General features: G+C 55.0%; 17 protein-coding genes, 1 tRNA gene and 9 pseudogenes. 8 read left to right on the top strand and 19 right to left on the bottom strand.

The window, feature by feature from the left end:
* Position 1 precedes the first annotated feature (1 nt).
* The 3 genes and pseudogenes from pilB to GKE73_RS12650 form a co-directional block, all read right to left on the bottom strand.
* Positions 2-1718: pseudogene (pilB, locus tag GKE73_RS12660) on the bottom strand (type IV-A pilus assembly ATPase PilB).
* A 246-nt stretch (positions 1719-1964) separates the two neighbouring features.
* A complete protein-coding gene (locus GKE73_RS12655; RefSeq protein WP_230370285.1) occupies positions 1965-2996 on the bottom strand; it encodes a porin in 1032 nt (343 codons plus the stop codon).
* A gap of 243 nt (positions 2997-3239) precedes the next feature.
* On the bottom strand, positions 3240-3416 hold the full coding sequence (locus GKE73_RS12650) for a hypothetical protein (protein WP_230370284.1): 177 nt from the start codon (positions 3414-3416) through the stop codon (positions 3240-3242).
* Here GKE73_RS12650 and GKE73_RS12645 point away from each other — a divergent pair.
* Together GKE73_RS12645 and GKE73_RS12640 are read left to right on the top strand one after the other, a co-directional pair.
* Entirely contained in the window at positions 3415-4506 is a 1092-nt protein-coding gene (locus GKE73_RS12645) for a cryptochrome/photolyase family protein (protein WP_230370283.1), read from the top strand. The genes GKE73_RS12650 and GKE73_RS12645 overlap by 2 nt on opposite strands.
* A gap of 4 nt (positions 4507-4510) precedes the next feature.
* A complete protein-coding gene (locus tag GKE73_RS12640) occupies positions 4511-4822 on the top strand; it encodes an FAD-binding domain-containing protein (protein ID WP_312854569.1) in 312 nt (103 codons plus the stop codon).
* Positions 4823-4908: 86 nt separating this feature from the next.
* Here the strand turns inward: GKE73_RS12640 and GKE73_RS12635 are convergent, their stop codons facing one another.
* Together GKE73_RS12635 and GKE73_RS12630 are read right to left on the bottom strand one after the other, a co-directional pair.
* Positions 4909-5283: a ComEA family DNA-binding protein gene (locus GKE73_RS12635; protein WP_230370282.1), complete on the bottom strand. Its 375-nt coding sequence runs from the start codon at positions 5281-5283 to the stop codon at positions 4909-4911.
* Positions 5284-5335: 52 nt separating this feature from the next.
* Positions 5336-6061 (bottom strand): cytochrome C assembly family protein, encoded by a 726-nt coding sequence (locus tag GKE73_RS12630; protein WP_230370281.1) that lies wholly within the window; start codon positions 6059-6061, stop codon positions 5336-5338.
* A 204-nt stretch (positions 6062-6265) separates the two neighbouring features.
* On the opposite strand from GKE73_RS12630, the pseudogene ffh reads away from it, so the two are divergent.
* The 3 genes and pseudogenes from ffh (at position 6266) to purB (ending at position 10011) form a co-directional block, all read left to right on the top strand.
* Positions 6266-7619: pseudogene (gene ffh / locus GKE73_RS12625) on the top strand (signal recognition particle protein).
* Positions 7620-7669: 50 nt separating this feature from the next.
* Complete coding sequence (locus tag GKE73_RS12620; RefSeq protein ID WP_230370280.1) at positions 7670-8569, top strand: ATP-grasp domain-containing protein; 900 nt, start codon at positions 7670-7672, stop codon at positions 8567-8569.
* A gap of 71 nt (positions 8570-8640) precedes the next feature.
* Positions 8641-10011: pseudogene (gene purB, locus GKE73_RS12615) on the top strand (adenylosuccinate lyase).
* A 217-nt stretch (positions 10012-10228) separates the two neighbouring features.
* On the opposite strand, the gene GKE73_RS12610 reads toward purB, so the two are convergent.
* The 8 genes and pseudogenes from GKE73_RS12610 to GKE73_RS12575 all read right to left on the bottom strand — a co-directional run bounded on the left by GKE73_RS12610 (position 10229) and on the right by GKE73_RS12575 (position 14537).
* Positions 10229-10305: transfer RNA gene (locus GKE73_RS12610), tRNA-Met, on the bottom strand.
* A 49-nt stretch (positions 10306-10354) separates the two neighbouring features.
* Positions 10355-11177 (bottom strand): annotated as a pseudogene (locus tag GKE73_RS12605) (undecaprenyl-diphosphate phosphatase).
* 82 nt (positions 11178-11259) lie between these two features.
* Positions 11260-11619, bottom strand: a complete 360-nt coding sequence (locus GKE73_RS12600; RefSeq protein WP_230370279.1) for a DsbA family protein — start codon at positions 11617-11619, stop codon at positions 11260-11262.
* A gap of 25 nt (positions 11620-11644) precedes the next feature.
* Entirely contained in the window at positions 11645-11872 is a 228-nt protein-coding gene (locus GKE73_RS12595; protein ID WP_230370278.1) for a hypothetical protein, read from the bottom strand.
* Positions 11873-11896: 24 nt separating this feature from the next.
* Positions 11897-12124, bottom strand: coding sequence for an SPOR domain-containing protein (locus GKE73_RS12590; protein ID WP_312854568.1), 228 nt, complete (start codon positions 12122-12124; stop codon positions 11897-11899).
* 123 nt (positions 12125-12247) lie between these two features.
* Positions 12248-12586 carry a hypothetical protein gene (locus GKE73_RS12585; protein WP_230370276.1) on the bottom strand — a complete coding sequence of 113 codons (339 nt, stop codon included), beginning with the start codon at positions 12584-12586 and terminating at the stop codon, positions 12248-12250.
* Between the two features lie 153 nt (positions 12587-12739).
* Positions 12740-14243: pseudogene (locus GKE73_RS12580) on the bottom strand (YifB family Mg chelatase-like AAA ATPase).
* Between the two features lie 6 nt (positions 14244-14249).
* A complete protein-coding gene (locus GKE73_RS12575) occupies positions 14250-14537 on the bottom strand; it encodes an accessory factor UbiK family protein (protein WP_230370275.1) in 288 nt (95 codons plus the stop codon).
* A gap of 264 nt (positions 14538-14801) precedes the next feature.
* Between GKE73_RS12575 and glnK the strand changes: the two genes are divergently transcribed.
* Genes glnK through GKE73_RS12565 form a run of 3 tightly spaced genes read left to right on the top strand, consistent with a single transcriptional unit; the run spans position 14802 to position 16483 of the window.
* Entirely contained in the window at positions 14802-15140 is a 339-nt protein-coding gene (gene glnK, locus GKE73_RS12570) for a P-II family nitrogen regulator (protein ID WP_230370274.1), read from the top strand.
* Positions 15141-15167: 27 nt separating this feature from the next.
* Positions 15168-15536, top strand: a complete 369-nt coding sequence (locus tag GKE73_RS23520; RefSeq protein WP_280954919.1) for a hypothetical protein — start codon at positions 15168-15170, stop codon at positions 15534-15536.
* An 11-nt stretch (positions 15537-15547) separates the two neighbouring features.
* On the top strand, positions 15548-16483 hold the full coding sequence (locus GKE73_RS12565; RefSeq protein ID WP_312854441.1) for an ammonium transporter: 936 nt from the start codon (positions 15548-15550) through the stop codon (positions 16481-16483).
* Between the two features lie 138 nt (positions 16484-16621).
* Here the strand turns inward: GKE73_RS12565 and GKE73_RS12560 are convergent, their stop codons facing one another.
* From GKE73_RS12560 to GKE73_RS12530, 6 genes and pseudogenes are all read right to left on the bottom strand, one after another.
* Positions 16622-17065, bottom strand: a complete 444-nt coding sequence (locus tag GKE73_RS12560; RefSeq protein ID WP_230370273.1) for a ClpXP protease specificity-enhancing factor — start codon at positions 17063-17065, stop codon at positions 16622-16624.
* Between the two features lie 8 nt (positions 17066-17073).
* Complete coding sequence (locus GKE73_RS12555) at positions 17074-17673, bottom strand: glutathione S-transferase N-terminal domain-containing protein (RefSeq protein WP_230370272.1); 600 nt, start codon at positions 17671-17673, stop codon at positions 17074-17076.
* A gap of 147 nt (positions 17674-17820) precedes the next feature.
* Positions 17821-18575, bottom strand: a pseudogene (locus GKE73_RS12550) (cytochrome c1).
* An 18-nt stretch (positions 18576-18593) separates the two neighbouring features.
* Positions 18594-19933, bottom strand: a pseudogene (locus tag GKE73_RS12540) (cytochrome b).
* A gap of 14 nt (positions 19934-19947) precedes the next feature.
* Positions 19948-20534, bottom strand: a pseudogene (petA, locus tag GKE73_RS12535) (ubiquinol-cytochrome c reductase iron-sulfur subunit).
* 123 nt (positions 20535-20657) lie between these two features.
* Positions 20658-21405 (bottom strand): annotated as a pseudogene (locus GKE73_RS12530) (Nif3-like dinuclear metal center hexameric protein).
* Positions 21406-21503 lie beyond the last annotated feature (98 nt).

Raw genomic sequence — 21503 nt, 5'->3', positions numbered from 1 at the left:
CTTAATCGTTGGTCACCGCTTCAATCTCGGCCAGTGAAGTCACCCCCTGCTTCACCTTGAGCAACCCAGAATGGCGCAAGTCAACCATACCTTCCCGCAAGGCCAAATCGGCAATATCCACGGCTGTGCCATTTTTCATGATAAGACGCGTCATGGCATCGGTAATGGGCATGATCTCATAAATACCGGTACGCCCCTTGTAACCGGTTCCCCGACACGCATCACAGCCAACCGGACCATAGGATGTCCAGCTACCATCCAGCTCTTCTTCCTTGAACCCCGCACGCAACAGCGCTTCATGCGGGATATCCACCGGTGCCTTGCAATGGCTGCACAATCGGCGCGCCGGGCGCTGCGCCATGATCAACAATACCGAACTGGCCACGTTGAACGGTGCCACCCCCATGTTGATCAAGCGAGTCAATGTCGCTGGCGCGTTGTTGGTGTGGAGTGTGGAGAACACCAAGTGACCGGTTTGAGCCGCCTTGATCGCAATATCCGAGGTTTCCAGATCTCGGATTTCCCCCACCATGATGACATCCGGATCTTGCCGCAAGAAAGCACGCAGCGCCGAGGCAAAGGTCAAACCAGCTTTCTCGTTAACGTTAACCTGATTGATGCCGGGCAGGTTGATTTCGACCGGATCTTCGGCAGTGGAAATATTGATATCCGGCTTGTTGAGAATATTAAGACACGTATAGAGCGACACGGTTTTACCGCTACCCGTTGGCCCGGTCACCAACACCATGCCATAGGGTCGGGCAATGGCATCCAACAACAGTTTTTTCTGCTCGGGCTCAAAGCCTAATTGTTCGATATTCAGCGAGGCGGCGGACGAGTCCAAAATCCGCATCACGATTTTTTCGCCAAACAGCGTAGGCAAGGTACTGACCCGGAAGTCGATAGCGTGTGTTTTGGAAATCACCAGTTTCAGGCGACCATCCTGCGGCACACGCTTTTCCGAAATATCCAGGCGTGAAATGACCTTGATCCGGGAGGCCATCTTTTCTTTCAACAGCAATGGCGGCTGCACAATTTCTTTCAGTTCCCCGTCAATCCGGTAACGAATGCGGTAGAACTTCTCGTAAGGCTCAAAGTGGATATCGGAAGCGCCCGCATTTACTGCGTCCAACAGGATTTTATGAATGAATTTGACGATAGGTGCGTCGTCCACATCCGGCTGAGCGGCATCCGCGCTACTCGCCGTTGGTGCATCCGGGTCGGCAAACTCCAGTTCACCAAAGTCCTCATCCTCCAACGCCTTGATTGCTACGGTGGCGTCTTCCTTGAGTTTGGTGATGGCCTTGGACAGTTTATCGTCCTCGACCACAATCACCTCTACCGTCATGCCGGTTTTAAAGGTGATGGCGTGGAAAGCCGAAGTCTGGGTGGGATCGGACGTACCGATATACAGCTTGCTGCCGCGTTTGAACAAGGGCACCAAACGCCTAGCTAGCCACCAGTTCGTCGTCCACCAGCCCTTTTGGTAACTGCTCGACATCCATGGCGGACAAATCAAGCAGCGGATAGCCAAAGGTACGCGAAGCAAACCTCGCCACATCTTCTGCCGCCATTTTCTTGCTGATGATCAGTTGCTCAACAAAGCTGATATTAGAGGCAACAGCCTGACGATGAATCGCCTCGGCGTCCTGCAACAGCAACATGTTATTCTGAACCAGCGCCCGTCCAAGGCCGGAAATACCAGCAGAAACTTCCATAGCGCGCAAACCACCCCGTCAGCAGACAGGACAATGACACCATTGCCCTGTTAACACCACACATTGAACATTACGAGCTTTCGACTTTACCCGAAACGCTGCCACAACGCACGCCAAGAGCGTCGAATCCACACGGGATAAACATGGGAGGCAACAGGCAATCAGCCCATGGCTCCCCGAGTAAACGATAGAAACAAAAAAGGCTGCCGAAGCAGCCTTTTTCTTCAAGTGTAATCTGCGAACAGATTAGAACTTGTGTTGTACGCCAACAGCGAAGGTGCGTTCGTTTTCCAGACCATCAGCCTTGTGATGAGCGAAGCCCAGAGAGGTGTAAGCGGTAGTACGCTTGCTCAGAGCATAGTCAACACCAACTACGTATTGGTTGATTTTCTCGTCTTGCTTTTCGCCATCAACTTTGATGTCCGAAACACGGCCATAGGAGAACTTCGGAGTGAAAGCACCCAGAGTGTAGCCAACAGTTACGCCATATTCGGTAGTTTTCAGTTGTTGACCGTCAGCCAATACACCCGGCACCAGATCAACATATTGGGTCAGAGCAGAACCACCAGCATAAGCTTTAGACTTGCCGTAGTAAGCAGCTACCAACAGGTTGTTGGCGTTGTAGCCGCCTTCCAAGCGCCAGTAGTTGGCAGTCTTGGTTTCACCAGCATTATCGAGCTGGTTGCGGGCTGCTACGTAACCGAAGCTAGCAAAGTAACCGGCATTTTGGTAAGCCAGGCCTACGTTGTATTCCGGCTGGGTCTTGTCGTTGGTCGCGGAGATATTTTTCTCACCAAAGCCATAAGCCAAGGTAGCTTTGAAGCCGTACAGTTCCGGAGAGTCGTAGCGGATGGCGTTGTTCAGACGGCCGTCCAGTACATTCATGGAGCTGTAGGTCAGACCGTTAACACCTTTACCATAGAGCCACGCATCCGGAGCTTCCATGTCGGAGTTCAGGTTGGTGCTCAGTTTACCCAAGCGAACCTTACCGAAACCACCTTCCAGGCCTACGAACGAGTCGCGGGTAGCAAAGGTGTTGCCATAAGCATTACCTTGGTAAGCGGTAGAACCATCAATGTTCAGGCCTTGTTCAACTTGCCAGATGGCTTTCAGACCGTTACCCAGATCTTCAGTACCCTTGAAACCGATCAGGGAACCGGTATCGTCGATGTTGGTACCGGATTTCAGCTTACCGTCAGCTTTGGAGAAGCCGTAGTTGTAGGCTTTACCATTTTCGATATCAGCTTCGATGGTACCGTACAGGGTTACATCGGCCATGGCAGCGGCAGTCGGCAGTACAGCCGGGCAGCGGCGATCAGCTTCTTGTTCATCGCTAATTCCTTTCGAAGTCAGTTAATTTAGTCCTGTTGATCTGCCAGCGAACCGGCAACCCGGACATTTATCCACTACCTACTTCGGTAGTTGCTGTCCGAAATATAAGTCCTTCGTTGTGAAAATACAAAAGCACTGGACACCTGCTTTGCCGTGTTTTGGGTGTCATTGCAGCAAAAACAAAACAAGTTATTGATTTTTATATGTTTTATTGATTTTCGCACAAAAAACTTGTTGCAACATAAATACAACAAGGCGATAAAAGTGTTGTGAAAACACCAAAAGACGAATCTCATCAGCCAGTCTGAACTGGGGTAGCAAGACGTTTTCATCATTCCAACCAACTTCAGGATCTTTGTTGACCATGCCATCTGTCTCCTTGTGCTGGCTGCGCCGCGATTTGCGGCTTGACGATCAGGCTGCGCTTTTTCACGCCGTACAAACGGGTTTGCCGGTGTTGTGTGTGTTTGTATTTGATCGTCGCATTCTTGATCGGTGTGCTGCTGATGACCGGCGGGTGGGTTTTATTTGGCAGACGATTGCAGAGCTGAAACAGGAGTTGATGGCTGCCGGTAGCGATTTGTATTGTCTGGTGGGCGACCCGGTGGAGGAGATTCCCAGATTGGCAGCACAACTTGGTGCAGCCGATGTGTACGCCAACACGGATTACGAGCCCGATGCCCGGGCACGCGATACGGCCGTCGCAACAAGGTTGGCCGAACAAGGGCGAACACTGCACCTGAGCAAGGATCAGGTGATTTTTGAGTGTAACGAGGTACTCTCGGGCAGCGGCAAGCCTTATACCGTGTTCACACCTTATAAGAACGCGTGGCTGAAAAAGTTGTCAACAACGGCGGTTAGCACTTATGCCATAGATGATCTGCCGTCGCGCCTCTATCCACTGGACGCGACGCCTTTGCCCACGTTGGCCGAACTGGGCTTTGGCAACGTCCATCTGGAGGAACTCAAACTGGCAGCAGGCCCGCGCGGCGCGGCGCAATTGTTTGCCGACTTCATCCAGCGTATCCGCTGGTATAAAGAGTGGCGCGATTTCCCAGCGACGAAGGGCGTATCGTACCTGTCGACCCATCTGCGCTTTGGCACGATCTCGATACGCAAGCTGGTGCAATTTGCCCGGTACGATGGGAGCGAAGGCGCACTGTGCTGGTTGAACGAGCTGATCTGGCGCGAGTTCTATCAGCAGTTTTTGTGGCATTTCCCGGACGTTGCGCGGCAGAGCTTCAAAGCGGAATACCGTGATCTGGGCTACCCAAATAATCAGGACTGGTTTGACGCCCGGTGCGCGGGGCAAACCGGCTACCCGCTGGTGGATGCCGCGATGCGCCAATTGAACCAGAGCGGCTACATGCACAACCGGTTGCGCATGATTGCGGCCAGCTTTCTGGTGAAGGACTTGCTGATCGACTGGCGCTGGGGGGGAACGCTATTTTGCTGACCAGCTGCTGGACTTTGATCTGGCCGCCAACAATGGGGGTTGGCAGTGGGCCGCCTCCACCGGTTGTGATGCACAGCCCTACTTCCGCATCTTCAATCCGGTCACGCAGTCGCAAAAATTTGACCCTGAGGGCAAGTTCATACGCCGCTACGTACCAGAACTGAGCGCACTGGATAATAAGAGTATTCATGCGCCGTGGATGGCTCGGCAGTTGCCACTGGGGTTCGCTCTGGGGCGCGACTACCCACAACCGATCGTAGATCATGCCGTCCAGCGGGAAAAAGCATTGGCACTGTTTGGCAAAACACCGGCTTAACACAGGTTGGCCGAAACCATAAAAAATGCCCCGGTTTACGGGGCATTTTTACGTCTGACAAGACGGTCAGGATTATTTCTTTTTGGCTACCGGTTTGGAGGCTTCTGCCTTGCCCGGCTTGGCGGCAGATTTGTCGGCTTAGCCGCCGGGGCTACGGCTGGTTTAGCGGCAGCCTTGCCAGCCGGAGCTGCAGCGGGCAGCGTGGTAGCGCCGGACACGGAGATATCCTTGCGCAGTTTCTCCGGGGTTTTATCACCAAAACCCGGCACCTTTTTCAGGTCATCCACGGTTTTGAACGGGCCATTCTTGGTGCGGTAATCAATAATGGCCTTGGCCTTGACCGGGCCGACACCTTTGAGCGCGTCCAGTTGTTCTTGCGTCGCCGTATTGAGGTTAACCGCGGCAAAGGCTGCAGAACAAAGGAACAACAGGCTGACAAACAGGGCAAGCAGCTTCTTCATTTCCAGCTCCTTCTTGGATAAACGTGGGTAACCGTTACACTATGACAAAGAATTAATAACGGTGCAAAACTAGTTCAAGCACCATTTTGGTACCGATATACGCCAACATCAAGGCAGCGAAACCGGCCAGAGTCCAGCGAATGGCCACTTTACCACGCCAGCCTTTGAGCTTGCGCCCCAGCAGCAAGGCGCCAAACAAGCCCCACGACAACACGCCGAATACGGTTTTATGCGTCAACGCGGCCGGTTTGCCAAACACCTCTTCGGAAAACACAATGCCCGTCAACAATGACACGGTGAGCAACAGGAAACCCACACCGATCACCTGAAACATCATTTTTTCCAGCGATAGCAACGGGGGCAACTGGCGCACCAGCGGCAACCCGCGCTTGTCGTGCAGCGCCTTGATCAACACCAGCATCAACACCGCCAGCAAGGCGCCAATGGCAAACAGGCTGTAAGCCATCATCGACACCAGAATATGCAGAACAAAGGCCGGGTTGGACAGATCATGCACAACATGACTACCGGGAAACAGCAAGGCAAACAGCAAGGTGCACATGGCCAGCGGCATCATGAAGATCTGCAGCCCTTCCACCCGATAGAAAAAGCTGCAGGTCCAGTAAATCACCAGCATCAGCCACACCACCACCGACAAGGCACGGCCAACCCCAAGCGACACCCACGGGCCGCCAGCCAGCGGCTGCAACACGGCCAAGGCGTGCAGCAGCAACACCACGCCCAGCAAGGTATGTTCGAGCCGCGGCGCACGTGGCAAAACAGCGACACCGCGCCAGTGCCCGATGAAGTGCCGGAAAAGGCACCATAGGCCAGAATGAGCAACAGGTTCAGGACGAGCGGGAATCCGGTCATGTGTGATAGGCAATCAATTGCGGGCGTTAAGCCGGTGGGTCGTGATAAAATTAACAGTTTGAGAGTCTACACCAACCTGCTCCCCGTTGGCAGACAGTAAGGACGCCACATGCTAGACAACCTGACTTCCCGCCTGTCCGGCGTGATGAAAACGCTGCGCGGCCAAGCGCGGCTGACCGAATCCAACATCCGGACGCCTTGCGCGAGGTACGCATGGCGCTGCTGGAAGCCGACGTGGCCTTGCCCGTCGTCAAGACCTTTATCACCCAGATCAAGGAGCGCGCCCTTGGCCGGGAGGTTATGGGCAGCCTGACGCCGGGCCAAGCCCTGATCGGCGTGGTCAACGAAGAACTGGTGCGCCTGATGGGCGACACCAACGATGCGCTCAACCCGGCCGCCGTACCGCCAGCCATCGTGCTGATGGTAAGCCTGCAGGGTGCCGGTAAAACCACTACGGTGGGCAAGCTGGCCAAGCTGTTGAAGGAAAGCCAGAAGAAAAAAGTGCTGGTGGTTTCTGCCGACGTGTATCGCCCCGCCGCCATCGAGCAGTTGAAGCTGTTGGCCGAACAGGTAGGCGTGGAGTGGTTCCCGTCCGACGGCAGCCAGAAGCCGGTTGACATTGCCACCGCCGCCATTGACCACGCCAAACGTCATTTCTTCGATGTTGTGATGGTGGATACCGCTTAAGCCGACTGGCGATTGACGAAGCCATGATGGCCGAAATCAAGCAGCTGCATGCCGCCATCAATCCGGTGGAAACGCTGTTTGTGGTCGATGCGATGCAGGGGCAGGATGCGGTGAATACTGCACAGGCCTTTAACGAGGCCTTGCCGCTGACCGGTGTCATCCTCACCAAAATGGACGGTGATGCCCGTGGTGGCGCCGCGCTGTCGGTACGCCATGTCACCGGCAAGCCGATCAAGTTTATCGGTGTGGGGGAAAAGGTTTCCGGACTGGAACCGTTCTACCCGGACCGGATCGCCAGCCGTATTCTCGGCATGGGCGATGTGCTGTCGCTGATCGAAGACGTGCAAAAAGGCATCGATCAGGAAGAAGCCGCCAAGATGGCCAAGAAGCTCAAATCCGGCAAAGGATTTGATCTGGAAGACTTCAAGGCGCAGATGCAGCAGATGAAAAAAATGGGCGGCATGACCAACCTGCTGGAAAAAATGCCGGGCCAGATCGGCCAATTGGCCAAGGGTGTGCAAGGTGCCGAAGCGGAAAACGCCATGCGCCGCATCGAGGGCATCATCAACTCGATGACACCAGCTGAGCGCCACAAACCGGAACTGATCAAGGCCAGCCGCAAGCGTCGTATCGCGGCGGGTTCTGGCGTTACGGTACAGGAAGTGAACCGTTTGCTCAGCCAGTTCGAGCAGACGCAAAAGATGATGAAACAGTTCTCCAAGGGCGGACTGGCCAAGATGATGCGCGGCATGAAGGGCATGATGCCCGGCATGTAAGCCCGACGGCGAGCCAAACCTCGCCGTTTTTCTTGAATTTGAGGTAACGCATGGTGTTCGATGTTGTCGTGTTGACCGATGCCAAATTGCTGGCACTCGATGAACAGGATTGGTACAGCCGACAGGTGCATCAGGAAGATGGACTGGTGCTGAGTGCCCTGCAACAGCAGGGGCTCAAGGCCACCCGCCTTAACTGGGATGACCAGCGCTTCGACTGGAGCCAGACGCGCTCAGTGCTGTTCCGCACGACGTGGGATTATTTTGACCGCTATGGTGAATTTGCCCCATGGCTGGAACGGGTGTCGCAGCAAACCCGGCTGTTCAATAGCGCCGAGCTGATCCGCTGGAACATCGACAAGCACTATCTGGCAAGGTTGGCCGAAAACGGCATCAACATCGTACCGACGCACTACATTGAACAGGGTAACCCGCGCACGCTGCGCCAGGTTGTTGAGGCATGTGGCTGGGCAGATGCCATCCTCAAGCCGACGGTATCCGGTGCCGCGCGCCATACCTACCGCCTGCGGGACGATGCCTGCGAGCCGCTGGAATGCACCTTTGCCGAGCTGGTGCAACACGAAGCCCTGATGCTGCAGCCGTTTCAGCAACAGGTACTGCAACATGGCGAGCTGTCGCTGATGGTGCTTGATGGCAAGGTCACGCATGCCATTCGCAAAACGCCGAAATCCGGTGATTTCCGCGTGCAGGATGACCACGGTGGCAGCGTGCATCCGCACCTACCCACGCCGGAAGAAATTGCTTTCGCCGAAGCCGCCGTTGCCGCCGTGCCATTTGACGTGCTGTATGCGCGGGTCGATGCCATCCGCGATAACGCTTACCAACTCGCCATCATGGAACTGGAAATGATTGAACCGGAACTCTTCTTCCGCTTTCAGCCAACGGCCGCGCAGCAATTGGCCGCCGGTCTGGCGGCGCGGCTGACCCGTTGAGTTTCGGCCAACCCTGATTGTTTTTAAAGTGAAACCCGCTTAAGCACTCCAACGTTTGGAACTACTCCGTCATGAATCTGACCACGCTGACCGCTCTTAGCCCTCTGGATGGCCGCTACTCCGGCCAGGTTGCTGCACTGCGCAACCTGTTCTCGGAGTTCGGTCTGATGAAATTCCGTATCAAGGTAGAGCTGGAATGGCTCAAGATGCTGGCTGCCGAACCGGGCATCGAGGAAGTCAAACCGTTTTCCGACGCCACCATCCGCGAAATTGACGACGTAATCGCCAACTTCAGCGTTGAACACGGCGAAGAAGTCAAAGCCATCGAAGCACGCACCAACCACGATGTAAAAGCCATCGAATACTGGCTGAAAGAACGTCTGTCCGGCAATCAGGAAGTGATGGCCGCCAGCGAATTCATCCACTTTGCCTGCACCTCGGAAGACATCAACAACCTGTCGCACGCGTTGATGTTGAAAACGGCACGCAATACCGTCATCCTGCCGTCGCTGGAAGAAGTACTCAGCCGCCTGCAACAGCTGGCACACGAACTGGCAGCCATGCCGATGATGAGCCGCACCCATGGCCAACCGGCCACGCCGACCACCATGGGCAAGGAACTGGCCAACGTGGTGTATCGCCTGAAACGCCAGCGCGAACAACTGGTTAATCAGGAAATTCTGGGCAAGATCAACGGCGCCGTGGGTAACTACAACGCCCACCTCGTTGCTTACCCGAACGTTGACTGGGAAAGCCTGTGTGGCCGCTTCGTCAGCGGTCTGGGACTGACCTTCAACCCGTACACCATCCAGATCGAACCGCACGACTACATGGCCGAGCTGTATCAGAATCTGGAACGCGTCAACACCATCCTGATCGACCTGAACCGTGACGTGTGGGGCTACATCTCGCAAGGTTACTTCAAGCAGAAGGTCAAAAAAGGTGAAGTCGGCAGCTCCACCATGCCGCACAAGGTCAACCCGATCGACTTTGAAAACTCGGAAGGCAACCTGGGCATGGCCAATGCCATTCTCGGTCATCTGGTAAAAGAAGCTGCCGCTGTCACGCTGGCAGCGCGACCTGACCGACTCCACCGTACTGCGCAACATGGGCGTAGGCTTCGGTTATACCATGCTCGGTTTCAATGCCTGCCTGAAAGGCCTGAACAAGCTGGAACCGAACCCGGCTGCGCTGGCTGCTGACCTGGACGCCACCGGGAGCTGTTGGCCGAACCGATTCAGACCGTGATGCGCCGTTACGGCATTGCCAACCCGTACGAACAGCTGAAAGAACTGACGCGCGGCAAAGGCGGCGTGTCCCGCGAAACCCCGGCGGCCTTCATCAAAGGACTGGAAATTCCGGAAGCCGAAAAAGCACGCCTGCTCGAACTGACCCCGGCCAGCTATGTTGGCAAAGCGGAAGAACTGGCCAAGCGCATCTGAGCCAACGCATCATTTTGACGATGCCGTTGCAAGCCGCCCTCTCGGGCGGCTTTTTCATGCCCACGGTTGGCCGAAACCGATCATGGCGACAGGGCCGCAAATGGAAAAACGCAGACAATCTGCTACAAACTCATGCCAGAAGGTGATTAAGAGAATGGGGACGAGCAATAGATAAAATAAAAGCTACCCACGGGTAGCTTTTATTTTGAATGACTTGTGGTTGCGGGGGCAGGATTTGAACCTACGACCTTCGGGTTATGAGCCCGACGAGCTACCAGACTGCTCCACCCCGCGTCCGTTGAGAAGTGCATCATATAGGCAGCAGGCTATGCTGTCAAGGCGATCACTCGGCCCAGCTCACCAAACCCCAATACCAGGTCGCCAGAATCATCAGACCAAAGGCAATACGGTACCAGGGCAAACGCATTGAAATTATGGTGTGACACGTAGCGGATCAACCCACGTACGGCAAAGAAGGCACTGACGAAGGCCGCGACAAAACCCACGCCAAACACCGGGATATCGGCGCTGGTAAACAAATGGCGGTGTTTGAACACATCATAAATAGTTGCCGCAAACATGGTCGGCACGGCCAAGAAGAAAGAAAACTCGGTGGCCGCCTTGCGCTCCAGTCCAAACAGCATACCGCCAATGATGGTGGAACCGGAACGTGAAGTGCCGGGGATGAGGGCAAACACCTGCGCACAGCCCACCTTCAGCGCATCCAGCCAGCTCATGTCATCCACATGCTGTACACGAGCACGTTGTGGGCGGCGCTCGACAAACAGAATAATGATCCCGCCAATAATGAAAGCCAGCGCCACACTGACCGCATTAAACAGATACAGCTTGATCAGCTTGATAAACAAAAAGCCCAATACCGCTGCAGGCATAAAAGCGATCATCAAATTCAACACGAAGCGACGCGAACTTTCTTCTTTGGAAAAATTACCGGCCACATGCAAGAAACGCGCACGATATTCCCAAACCACAGCCAGTATTGCCCCAAGCTGAATAACCACTTCAAACACTTTGCTCGAGCCGTTATTGAAATTGATCAGGTCGCCCACCACGATCAAGTGCCCGGTACTGGAAATAGGGAAAAACTCCGTCAGCCCCTCTACCACGCCAAGAATCAATGCCTTGGCCAACAACAGCAAATCCATGTTTGTCCCTTGAAACCGATTGAAGATAGTAAAAATGAAGGCAGCGTCACCGCTGCCTTCATTCATGCAGGCTAAACCTGATTTATTTCTTTTCTGCCCGAGCCTTGGCTATGAGTTCGTTCAGCACCTGTAGCACTCTTTCCGGCGCAGCTGGCTGAATGGCGTATTTGCCATTTACCACAAAGGTCGGCGTACCTTCGATATTGTAATCACGGGTAATCTTCACAGCACGCGCCACTTGTGCATTCACACTAAACGACGAATAAGCCTGCATGAACTTGGCCGCATCAATACCGGGCTGCTTCCTGATCCAGCCGGTCAATACAGACGCATCAGCCAAGTTGATACGGTTCTTGACCACAGCCTCAAACGCCGGGCGATTGAGCTTGGCCAGTGTCCCGGTCGCATTCATTGTGGCAAACAGGCGGGCAAAGCCTTCCATCGGTTTTTGCCAGACGATCTGTTCCTTACGGAAGTTGACATCTGCCGGGCGCTTCTTCTCCCATGCGGTCAGAGCTTAACTCCAGCTCATAACAATGAATGCAGTGATAAGAGAAGAACTCGATGACCTCTACCTTTTTGGGATTGGCCACGGCCTGCGGCTGCGGTAGCAGCACATAATCCTTACCCAGTTCAATTGCTGCATTAGCCATGCCACTGGCCAGCAACAAGGCCATCAACCACCACTTTTTCATTACTATTCCTTTTGGATTCAACACTTATTCGGCTTTGACGACGACAGCGTTCACGCCATCCTGTCGCAACTGGGCGCGCATACGATCAACATCATCCTGTCGATTTAGCGGCCCGACCCGTACCCGATGCACCATCCCTTTGTCCGGCACACTGATCGACTGGATCTTGGCCTCCACTCCCAACAAGGCGAGTTTGGCCTTGAGGTTATCGGCATCATCCTGATTCTGGAAAGCTCCCAGCTGCAAATACACCCGTTTGGCTGGCGCCGCACTAGAAGGTTCCTTTTGCCGTCCCGTCGCAGCGGAATCCGCTGGTACGGCATCGACCTGTCCCGGCAAAATCTTGTAGAAATCGAAGCGGTGATCATCCTTGCTTTAAGCATGAGCTGCCGCCGCAGGCTTGGCTGCCACCGGAGGTTTAACTGGGGTCGCGGCTACGCTTGGAGGGGCCGCAGGCGTCGGAAGCGGCGCGGTAACGGGCTTCGACTCCACAGCAGCCGGTGCAGGCGTTGCGGCTGGCTGAGCCGGAGCGGGGGTGGCGTCGGCAATCTTGGTACCCGGCGCCAGCACCTCGGCTGGCGGTGTCGTCTGGGCATTCTTCTGCCCGCCCTTGTCACTGCTGGCAAACGGCGTAGACGAGCGGTTCAGATACATCGCCAAGCCAACCGCTACGGCGATACCCACAATCAGGCCGATGACCACTCCAACCATCATTCCGCCACCGCTACTTTTGCTGGCCGTGGAACGCCCACGGGGAGCCGGGGAGCGTGTTGTATGCTTCAAATCACGATTTGCCATGCAGAACTACCGATTAATTGAGTTTATCCAGCTATTATCTATGAAAGTGACGCAGAAAAACACGACACATTAGCGTTCATTCCATGCGGCCCGGCGCAATTGTACTGCCTGCAGAATGTGCTTTCGGCCAACCGTATCGGCATTTTGCACATCTGCCACCGTACGGGCCACCCGCAGGATACGGTGATAACTGCGCGCCGATAGCGCCAATTTGTCCAGCACCTGTCCTAACGTGGCCAGTGCCTCGGCATCGGCCCGGCAGAACTCGTCCAGTTCCTGCCCTTGCAAGGCGCTATTCGGCTTGCCCTGTCGTGCAAGCTGCCGTTCGCGTGCTAGGCAAACCCTTGCGCGCACCAAGTCGCTGGGTTCGCCAGCCGCAGCGGCCAGTAATTCATCCGTCGGGACACTAGGCACATCGACGTGCAAATCGATCCGATCCAGCAAGGGACCGGACAATTTGCTTCTATAACGATTGACTTGCTCCGGCGTGCACACGCAACGGCCGGAAGGATGGCCCTGATAGCCACACGGGCACGGATTCATCGCCGCAATCAGTTGAAAGCGCGCCGGAAACGTAGCTTGACGCGCTGCACGCGAGATATGGATGACACCGCTTTCCAGCGGCTCACGCAATACTTCCAGAACTTTACGGTCAAATTCCGGGAATTCGTCCAGAAACAAAATACCATTGTGCGCCAGACTGATTTCGCCGGGCTTGGGATCGGCGCCACCGCCAACCAATGCCACCGCCGAGGACGTGTGGTGCGGCGTACGGTAAGGCCTGACTTTCCAGCCTGCCGGATCAAATCCGCGCGTACCTAGTGACTGCAAGGCTGCACTTTCCAGCGCTTCCTCATCCGACATATCCGGCAGAATCCCCGGCAATCGCGCAGCCAGCATGGATTTACCAGTACCGGTGGGCCCATCAACAACAGGCTATGACAACCTGCCGCCGCAATTTCCAGCGCATGACGTGCCGTCGCCTGACCTTTGACATCGGCAAGATCAGGATAGATAGGTTGATGCACCCAGGCACTGGTGGAAACGGTATCCAGCGTGGTCAAGCCGTTAAGGAACGCCGCCACTTCGGCCAAAGAATTGACAGCATAAACCTGCACGCCATCAACCAGACTGGCCTCTCCCGCACTGCCAGCTTAAGCAAAACAAAGGCACGCCTGTCCTCTTTGGCTTGGCACGCCATCGCCAAAGCGCCACGAATGGGGCGCAATTCACCCCCCAATGCCAGCTCGCCAGCAAATTCGTATTCGGCCAACCTTGGGCATTGCACTTGACCAGAGGCAGCAAGAATACCCAAGGCAATCGGCAGATCAAACCGGCTTGAGTCCTTGGGCAAATCGGCGGGCGCCAGATTTACCGTGATTTTTCTGGCGGGAAAATCGAAACCGCTGGTCAAAATCGCCGCTCGCACCCGATCCCGGCTTTCCTTTACTTCGGTATCAGCGAGCCCGACGATATTGAAAGCCGGTAAACCATTGGCCAGATGTACCTCAACAGCAACTTCGGGAGCTTGCAATCCGGCCAGTGCCCGGCTAGTGACGACAGCGAGTGTCATGATGTATCAGGAATGACCCTGCGCCGCCTGACTTTCCACTTGCTCTTCCGCCTTATCAGGGAACACCGTTGCTTCCAGCTTGGCGAAGCGCTCTTCCAGCAAGCTCAGCTTCTCGCGCGTACGGATCAACACTTCCTGCTGCACATCAAACTCTTCACGCGTCACCAAATCCATTTTGGCAAAGGTGGAAGCCATCATGGCCTTGATATTTTTCTCAATATCCTTGGCCGGGCTGGCTGCGATGGTTTCGCTGATTTTGGAACTGATCTCTTCAAACAGCTTCTGGCTGAACATGGGACACTCCTTGTCATCATTTAGCGGATTGAGTGTAGCAAAAAGGAACCGGCACCGCAGTGCCGCGTAAAGCACTAGATCAGTGCACACCCGCCAGCGTCACCGCCCCAATCAAGTGCTCGCCACAGCATAAGTCACGGATTGCGCAGGGTACGAGGCGATAAAACCCCACCAATATTCGTGTTCTTCACATCTGGCACGGTTCATGCAATGTCACGATCAGCAGGACATAACAACACCAGCATACGTCTGAAAGGAGTGCACATGAAACTAGTCTCCGCCATTATCAAGCCGTTCAAGCTTGATGAAGTGCGTGAAGCCCTGTCTGCCATCGGCGTGCAAGGCATCACCGTGACCGAGGTCAAAGGTTTCGGCCGTCAAAAAGGCCACACGGAACTCTATCGCGGCGCAGAGTACGTGGTGGACTTTCTACCCAAGGTCAAGCTGGAAATCGCCATTGACGATGCCTTGCTTGATCAGGTGGTCGAGGCCATCGAAAAATCGGCCCGCACCGGCAAGATCGGTGACGGCAAAATCTTTGTATACGACCTTGAACAAGCGGTTCGTATCCGTACCGGCGAAACCGGTAACGATGCGGTTTAACCGAATCTGGCACTAGGGGAACTGACAATGAAGAAAACACTTGCTGCACTAGGGGCGGGCTTGTCGAGCATGGCCCTACCGGTATTGGCGGGAGGGCCGACCGGCCCGGCACTGGCCTCTGCCAAAGTGATCAATTCCGGCGATACCGCTTGGATGCTGATTTCTACCGCGCTGGTATTGTTCATGACCATTCCGGGCCTTGCCCTGTTTTACGGTGGCATGGTCCGCAAGAAAAACGTACTGGCCACACTGATGCAGAGCTTTGCCATCACCGCCCTGATGACCGTGCTGTGGGTGGTAATTGGTTACAGCCTGGCCTTTACCGTAGGCTCACCGTTCCTGGGCAGCCTGGATCGTGTTTTCCTTGATGGCATGGCCTTCATGAAAGATGCTTAAGCAAACTGACTGTGCACCCGCTGGCCGGAACCATTCCGGAATCGGTGTTCATGATGTTCCAGATGACATTTGCCATCATCACTCCGGCCCTGATCACTGGCGCCTTTGCCGAACGCATGAAGTTCTCCTCCATGCTGGTTTTCATGACGCTGTGGTCTCTGCTGGTTTACGTACCGGTAGCTCACTGGGTATGGGCTCCGGGCGGCTGGATGGCTGACAAGGGCGTGCTGGACTTTGCCGGTGGTACGGTTGTGCATATCAATGCTGAAGCATTGCTGGTCTGGTTGCTGCTCTGGTACTGGGCAAACGCGTTGGCTACGGCAAGGGAAGCCATGGCTCCGCATAATCTGGTCCTGACTCTGGTTGGCGCTTCCATGCTGTGGGTTGGCTGGTTTGGCTTCAACGCCGGTTCCGCAGGTGCAGCCGACGGCCGTGCAGGGATGGCCATGGTCACCACCCAAGTCGCAACCGGCATGGCTGCACTGGCATGGATGCTGATCGAATGGATCACCAAGAAGAAACCGTCGGTGTTGGGCATTGCTTCCGGTGCTGTGGCAGGTCTGGTAGCCATCACCCCGGCAGCTGGTTTTGTAGATGTCAAAGGTGCACTGATCATTGGTCTGGCCGCTGGTCTGGTCTGCTTCTGGGGGGCAACCGCCCTGAAACATGCGCTGGGCTATGATGACTCGCTGGATGCATTCGGTGTACACGGCATTGGCGGTATTCTGGGTGCGCTGCTGACCGGTGTGTTTGCCGTAAAAGAAATCGGCGGGGCGGATGGCAGCCTAGCTACCCGGGCACTGGGTGTGGGTGTCACGGCGGTGTACTGCGCTATCGTCACCTTCATCCTGCTCAAGATCATTGATGTGATCATGGGCCTGCGTGTGGCCGAAGACGAAGAACGCGAAGGTCTGGACTTGGTACTGCATGGCGAACGTGTAGAGTAAACCAGACAGCCAATAACGATTTTCTTGTTGTGGTAAGGGACTTGGGGGCGCATCATGCGCCCCTCTTTTTCGGCCAACCCCGGCCATAAAAAAACCGGCCGAAGCCGGTTTTTTCAATGCACCATACTGATATACCGATCATTTCACAATGCGCAGGCTCGGCTTGCCAGAAGGACGAGGCGGTTTGGAATCATCGCCTTCAGGTGTGGTGTTCTCCACAACAGAGTCCTCAACCGGCCTCAAGCCAACAGGGGCCAGCGCCGCCGGGGCCGGAGCCTCCACTTCAAAGCCCATACCCTCACCCGTTTCACGGGCAAATATCGACATGATGTTGCCAACCGGTGCCAGAATCTCGCGCGACACACCGCCAAACCGGGCAGAAAACGACAACCAGTCATTGTCGATATGCAGATTCTTGGTGGCCGTATGGGCAATGTTCAACACGATCTCGTTATCTTTCACGAACTCGCGCGGCACATTGGTCTGTTCATCAACCCATATCACGATGTACGGCGTGTAGCCATTATCCGTACACCATTCATGCAAGGCACGGATCAGGTACGGTTTGGTGCTGGTGCTCATGACTATCCTTATTTACGCATGGCCTTTTCAGACGGGGTCAGCGAATCGATAAACGACTGGCGCTGGAAAATGCGTTCAGCGTATTTCAAGATCGGAGCAGAGCTCTTGCCCAGATCGATGTTGTAATGCTCCAGACGCCACAGCAGCGGAGCGATGGCCACATCAATCATGGTGAAATCATCACCCAGCATGAATTTCTGTTTGGCGAAAACCGGAGCAATGGTAGTCAGACCATCACGGATCGCCTCACGGGCCTTGCTGGCTTCCTTGCCGGTCGCACCAGCTTCCAGCACCTTGACGTGATTGAACAACTCGTTTTCGAAACGGTACAGGAACAGACGGGCGCGGGCACGCATCACCGGATCAGGCATCAATTGCGGATGCGGAAAACGTTCGTCAATGTATTCGTTGATGATGTTGGATTCATGCAGAATCAGATCACGCTCAACCAGCACCGGAACTTCGTTGTAGGGGTTCATCACAGCCAGATCTTCCGGCTTGTTATGGACATCTACATCAATGATCTCGAAATCCATCCCCTTCTCATACAGCACAATACGGCAGCGATGACTGAACGGGCAGGTAATTCCAGAGTAAAGGGTCATCATGGCTTACGAAAATCCTTGAAAATAAGACAAGTAATGGAACATTTTATCATTTGCCGTTACCTGATTTCCAGTAAAGCAAACTAACAGCCTGATTTACAAAATAAAAAAGGCGGGGAAAGCCCCGCCTTTCTTTGACTGCAAGACGTCTTAATGCACGTCTTTCCAGTATTCTTTCTTGAGGAAATAAGCCAACGGCAGCAGCAGCAGGCCCAAGAACATCAGTACTACATAACCAATCTGATGGCGTTTAACCTGCGCTCTCCCAGATACACGAGGAAGTTGGTCAGGTCGGCCATGCGGCGGTCAAATTCCACCGTGTTGGCCTTGCCGTTTTCCAGCTTGGTCATGGTACCGGCTTTCACCAGCTGCAGAGTCTTCTCTTCCTCACCTTCGGCATTCTTGCCTACCTTCAGAACCTGATCGCCTTGCCATTCCCACAAAATGTGCGGCATGCCCACTTTGTCGAACACCAGGTTGTTCCAGCCGGTCGGACGGGTCGGATCACGATAGAAGCCACGCAGGTAGGTGTACAGATAGTCAGCACCACGAGAACGAGCGATCAGCGACAGATCCGGCGGGGGAGCCCCCAGCCAGGCCTTGGCATCTTTCTTGTCCATGGCCACGTTCATCTGGTCGCCAATTTTATCGCCAGCCAACATCAGGTCATTCTTGATCTGCTCTTCCGACAGACCAATATCCATCAGACGGTTGTACCGCATGGCACTGGCCGAGTGGCAAGACAGGCAGTAGTTGACGAATACCTGTGCACCACGTTGCAACGATTCAGTGTCCTGAATATCGATCGGAGCCTTATCCAGCTTCAACCCTGTGTTGGCCATGGTTGCCGATACTGGCAGCACGAAAGCCATGGCCGCGATCAGGTGACGGATTTTGCTTTTCATTTTAATCCTCTCCCTTGGTTACACGTTCATGGCAAACAGCGTGGCACCGATCACCGTCACTGCAACCAGTACAACAAACGTCAGTTTGCGCTTGGCATTGGTTTCAGTCACACGAGTCGGAACCGGCACACTGCCCACATCATTCTTGGTGTAGAACGGCATACCCGGGAAGAATGCGAAGTAAATGAACGAGAACAGCTGGGCAATCACCGTACGTACGTTGGTCGACGGCATCGCGCCCAGAATACCCAAGCCGATAAAGCTGATGATGAACAAGGTCAGCATGAACTTGAACTTCGGACCGCGATAACGAATCGACTTGACCGGCGAGCGATCCAGCCACGGCAGCAGCGCAATCATCACTACGGCACCACCCATGCCCAGTACGCCCCACACCGGGTACCCGGGAAGGACGGAATAGCACGCAAGATGGCGTAGAACGGGGTGAAGTACCATACCGGCGCGATGTGCGGCGGGGTTTTCAGCGGGTCAGCCTCGGTCGAAGTTCGGGTGTTCCGGAAGTAACCACCCATTTCCGGCAGGAAGAACACGATGCCCGAGAACACGATCAGGAAAACCGCCACACCCAGCACGTCTTTAACGGTGTAGTACGGGTGGAACGGGATACCGTCAACCGGACGATGGGTCACCGGATCCTTGTTCTGCTTGATTTCTACGCCATCAGGGTTATTGGAACCCACTTCATGCAGCGCAATCAGGTGAGCAACGACCAGAGCCAGCAGCACCAGCGGCACAGCAATCACGTGCAGAGCGAAGAAACGGTTCAGCGTTGCATCCGATACCACGAAGTCACCACGGATCCACACCGACAGGTCCGGACCGATCACCGGAATGGAACCGAACAGGTTAACAATCACCTGCGCGCCCCAGAAAGACATCTGGCCCCAAGGCAGCAGATAGCCCATGAAGGCTTCAGCCATCAGACACAGGAAGATCAGGGCACCAAACACCCACACCAGTTCGCGCGGCTGCTTGTAGGAGCCATAGATCAGGCCACGGAACATGTGCAGATACACGACCACGAAGAACATGGACGCGCCAGTGGAGTGCATGTAGCGGATGATCCAGCCACCCGCCACATCACGCATGATGTATTCCACCGAAGCAAACGCCACCGGAACACCGGCCGCATTGAGCGAGCCATCCGGTTTGTAGTTCATGGTCAGGAAAATACCGGTTACGATCTGGATGACCAGAACCAGCAGGGCCAACGAACCAAAGAAATACCAGAAGTTGAAGTTCTTAGGTGCGTAATACTCGAGTACGTGCTCTTTCAGCATTGACGACAGCGGGAACCGCGCGTCAACCCAGTTAAGCAGCTTTTGTCCTTTGCTCATTTTTCGCCCTCAGCTTATTTGTCTTCGCCAATCAGGAGGCGGGTGTCGGACAGATACTTGTGCGGGGGGGATTTCCGGTTCTTAGGAGCCGGAACGCCCTTGAACACCCGAGCAGCCAGATCAAACTTGGAACCGTGGCACGGGCAGTAGAAGCCGCCCAGCCATTCGGGCCCCAGATCCGCTCTAGCGCAATGTCCGGACGGTGCGTCGGAGAACAGCCCAGATGGGTACAGATACCCACGGCGACCAGCACTTCAGGCTTGATCGAACGATTCTCGTTCTGGCAATACTTCGGCTGCTGTTCAACCTCAGACTTCGGATCGACCAGTTTCGGGTCGTTCTTCGGCAGGTTCTTCAGCTGTTCCGGCGTGCGATTCAGAATCCACACCGGTTTGCCGCGCCATTCGACGTTGATCTTCTGGCCAGCCTCTAGCTTGCTGATGTCCACCTCAACCGGCGCACCTGCAGCCTTGGCCCGCTCAGACGGGAAAAAACTCATCAGAAACGGCGTCGCGACGCCCGCTACTGCCACACCCCCAACAGCGCTGGTTGCTACCGTCAGAAACCGACGGCGCCCCGTATCGACTTGTTGTTCACTCATTACAGTCATCCTCAAACGTGGAAACCGAGCTTCAAACTTAAAACTTCCTGATTCTACCTGAATACGGGGGGGGACTTGAAGCGGTTACGTGACAAATTGTCGCACTCGCAGCATGGACATAGCTCAAACGGGATTGAAAACGTCGACAAACTTGACTTTGACATGAGCATTTCCCGCGATCCATTCACCCAACGCCCGGATGCCGTAACGCTCGGTGGCATGGTGCCCTGCGGCAATAAACGCCACGCCACGCTCATGTGCCATGTGATAGTTTTGCTCCGACACTTCGCCGGTAATGAAGGCTTGCACCCCCGGGGCAATGGCATCATCAAAGAAGCCTTGAGCCCCGCCGGTGCACCATGCCACGCGTTCCACCGGCCAACTGGCTTCGCCCAGCAAGATGGCATCACGCCCGAGTCGGCCACTAATGCGTTGCGTCAGCTCCTGCGCAGTCAGCGTTTGATCAACGCTGCCATGCCACAGCAGATTCTGTTCGCCACACTGACCGGCCACAGCAAAGCCCAGCACCTCAGCCAGACGCGCATTATTCCCGAGCACCGGATGGGCATCCAACGGCAAGTGATAGGCCAAGAGACTGATGCCATGGGCCAGCAATTTTGCCAGGCGCGCCCGTTTCATGCCGACAACGCGCGCATCTTCCCCTTTCCAGAAATAACCGTGGTGTACCAAGATGGCATCGGCACTGGCTGGCAATAGCGGCATCGATCAAGGCCATGGATGCCGTCACGCCGGTCACCAATGTCTTCACCTCCTCCTTGCCTTCTACTTGCAAACCGTTGGGCGCGTAGTCCTTGAATTGCCACGGCTGAAGTTGCGCATCAATCATCCCCACCAACTCAGTCAGCTTCATCATCATCCTTCATTCACGTTGCCAGTTAGTCGGCAAATATTGTGCGGCAATATGCGGAACTATCGCCAGTAACGCCATCATGTTGCCCAAAATGAAAA

Source organism: Paludibacterium denitrificans (assembly GCF_009707705.1).
GTDB classification, from domain to species: Bacteria; Pseudomonadota; Gammaproteobacteria; order Burkholderiales; family Chromobacteriaceae; genus Paludibacterium_A; species Paludibacterium_A denitrificans.
This window is presented reverse-complemented; position numbering and strand designations above follow the sequence as displayed.

Coding starts and splice junctions, on each gene's coding strand:
- GKE73_RS12595 (WP_230370278.1), bottom strand. CDS start 11,872: ATGAAAAAGTGGTGGTTGATGGCCTTGTTGCTGGCCAGTGGCATGGCT.
- glnK (WP_230370274.1), top strand. CDS start 14,802: ATGAAACTAGTCTCCGCCATTATCAAGCCGTTCAAGCTTGATGAAGTG.
- GKE73_RS23520 (WP_280954919.1), top strand. CDS start 15,168: ATGAAGAAAACACTTGCTGCACTAGGGGCGGGCTTGTCGAGCATGGCC.
- GKE73_RS12585 (WP_230370276.1), bottom strand. CDS start 12,586: ATGATGGTTGGAGTGGTCATCGGCCTGATTGTGGGTATCGCCGTAGCG.
- GKE73_RS12575 (WP_230370275.1), bottom strand. CDS start 14,537: ATGTTCAGCCAGAAGCTGTTTGAAGAGATCAGTTCCAAAATCAGCGAA.
- GKE73_RS12560 (WP_230370273.1), bottom strand. CDS start 17,065: ATGAGCACCAGCACCAAACCGTACCTGATCCGTGCCTTGCATGAATGG.
- GKE73_RS12620 (WP_230370280.1), top strand. CDS start 7,670: ATGGTGTTCGATGTTGTCGTGTTGACCGATGCCAAATTGCTGGCACTC.
- GKE73_RS12635 (WP_230370282.1), bottom strand. CDS start 5,283: ATGAAGAAGCTGCTTGCCCTGTTTGTCAGCCTGTTGTTCCTTTGTTCT.
- GKE73_RS12555 (WP_230370272.1), bottom strand. CDS start 17,673: ATGATGACCCTTTACTCTGGAATTACCTGCCCGTTCAGTCATCGCTGC.
- GKE73_RS12650 (WP_230370284.1), bottom strand. CDS start 3,416: ATGGTCAACAAAGATCCTGAAGTTGGTTGGAATGATGAAAACGTCTTG.
- GKE73_RS12655 (WP_230370285.1), bottom strand. CDS start 2,996: ATGGCCGATGTAACCCTGTACGGTACCATCGAAGCTGATATCGAAAAT.
- GKE73_RS12645 (WP_230370283.1), top strand. CDS start 3,415: ATGCCATCTGTCTCCTTGTGCTGGCTGCGCCGCGATTTGCGGCTTGAC.
- GKE73_RS12600 (WP_230370279.1), bottom strand. CDS start 11,619: ATGGAAGGCTTTGCCCGCCTGTTTGCCACAATGAATGCGACCGGGACA.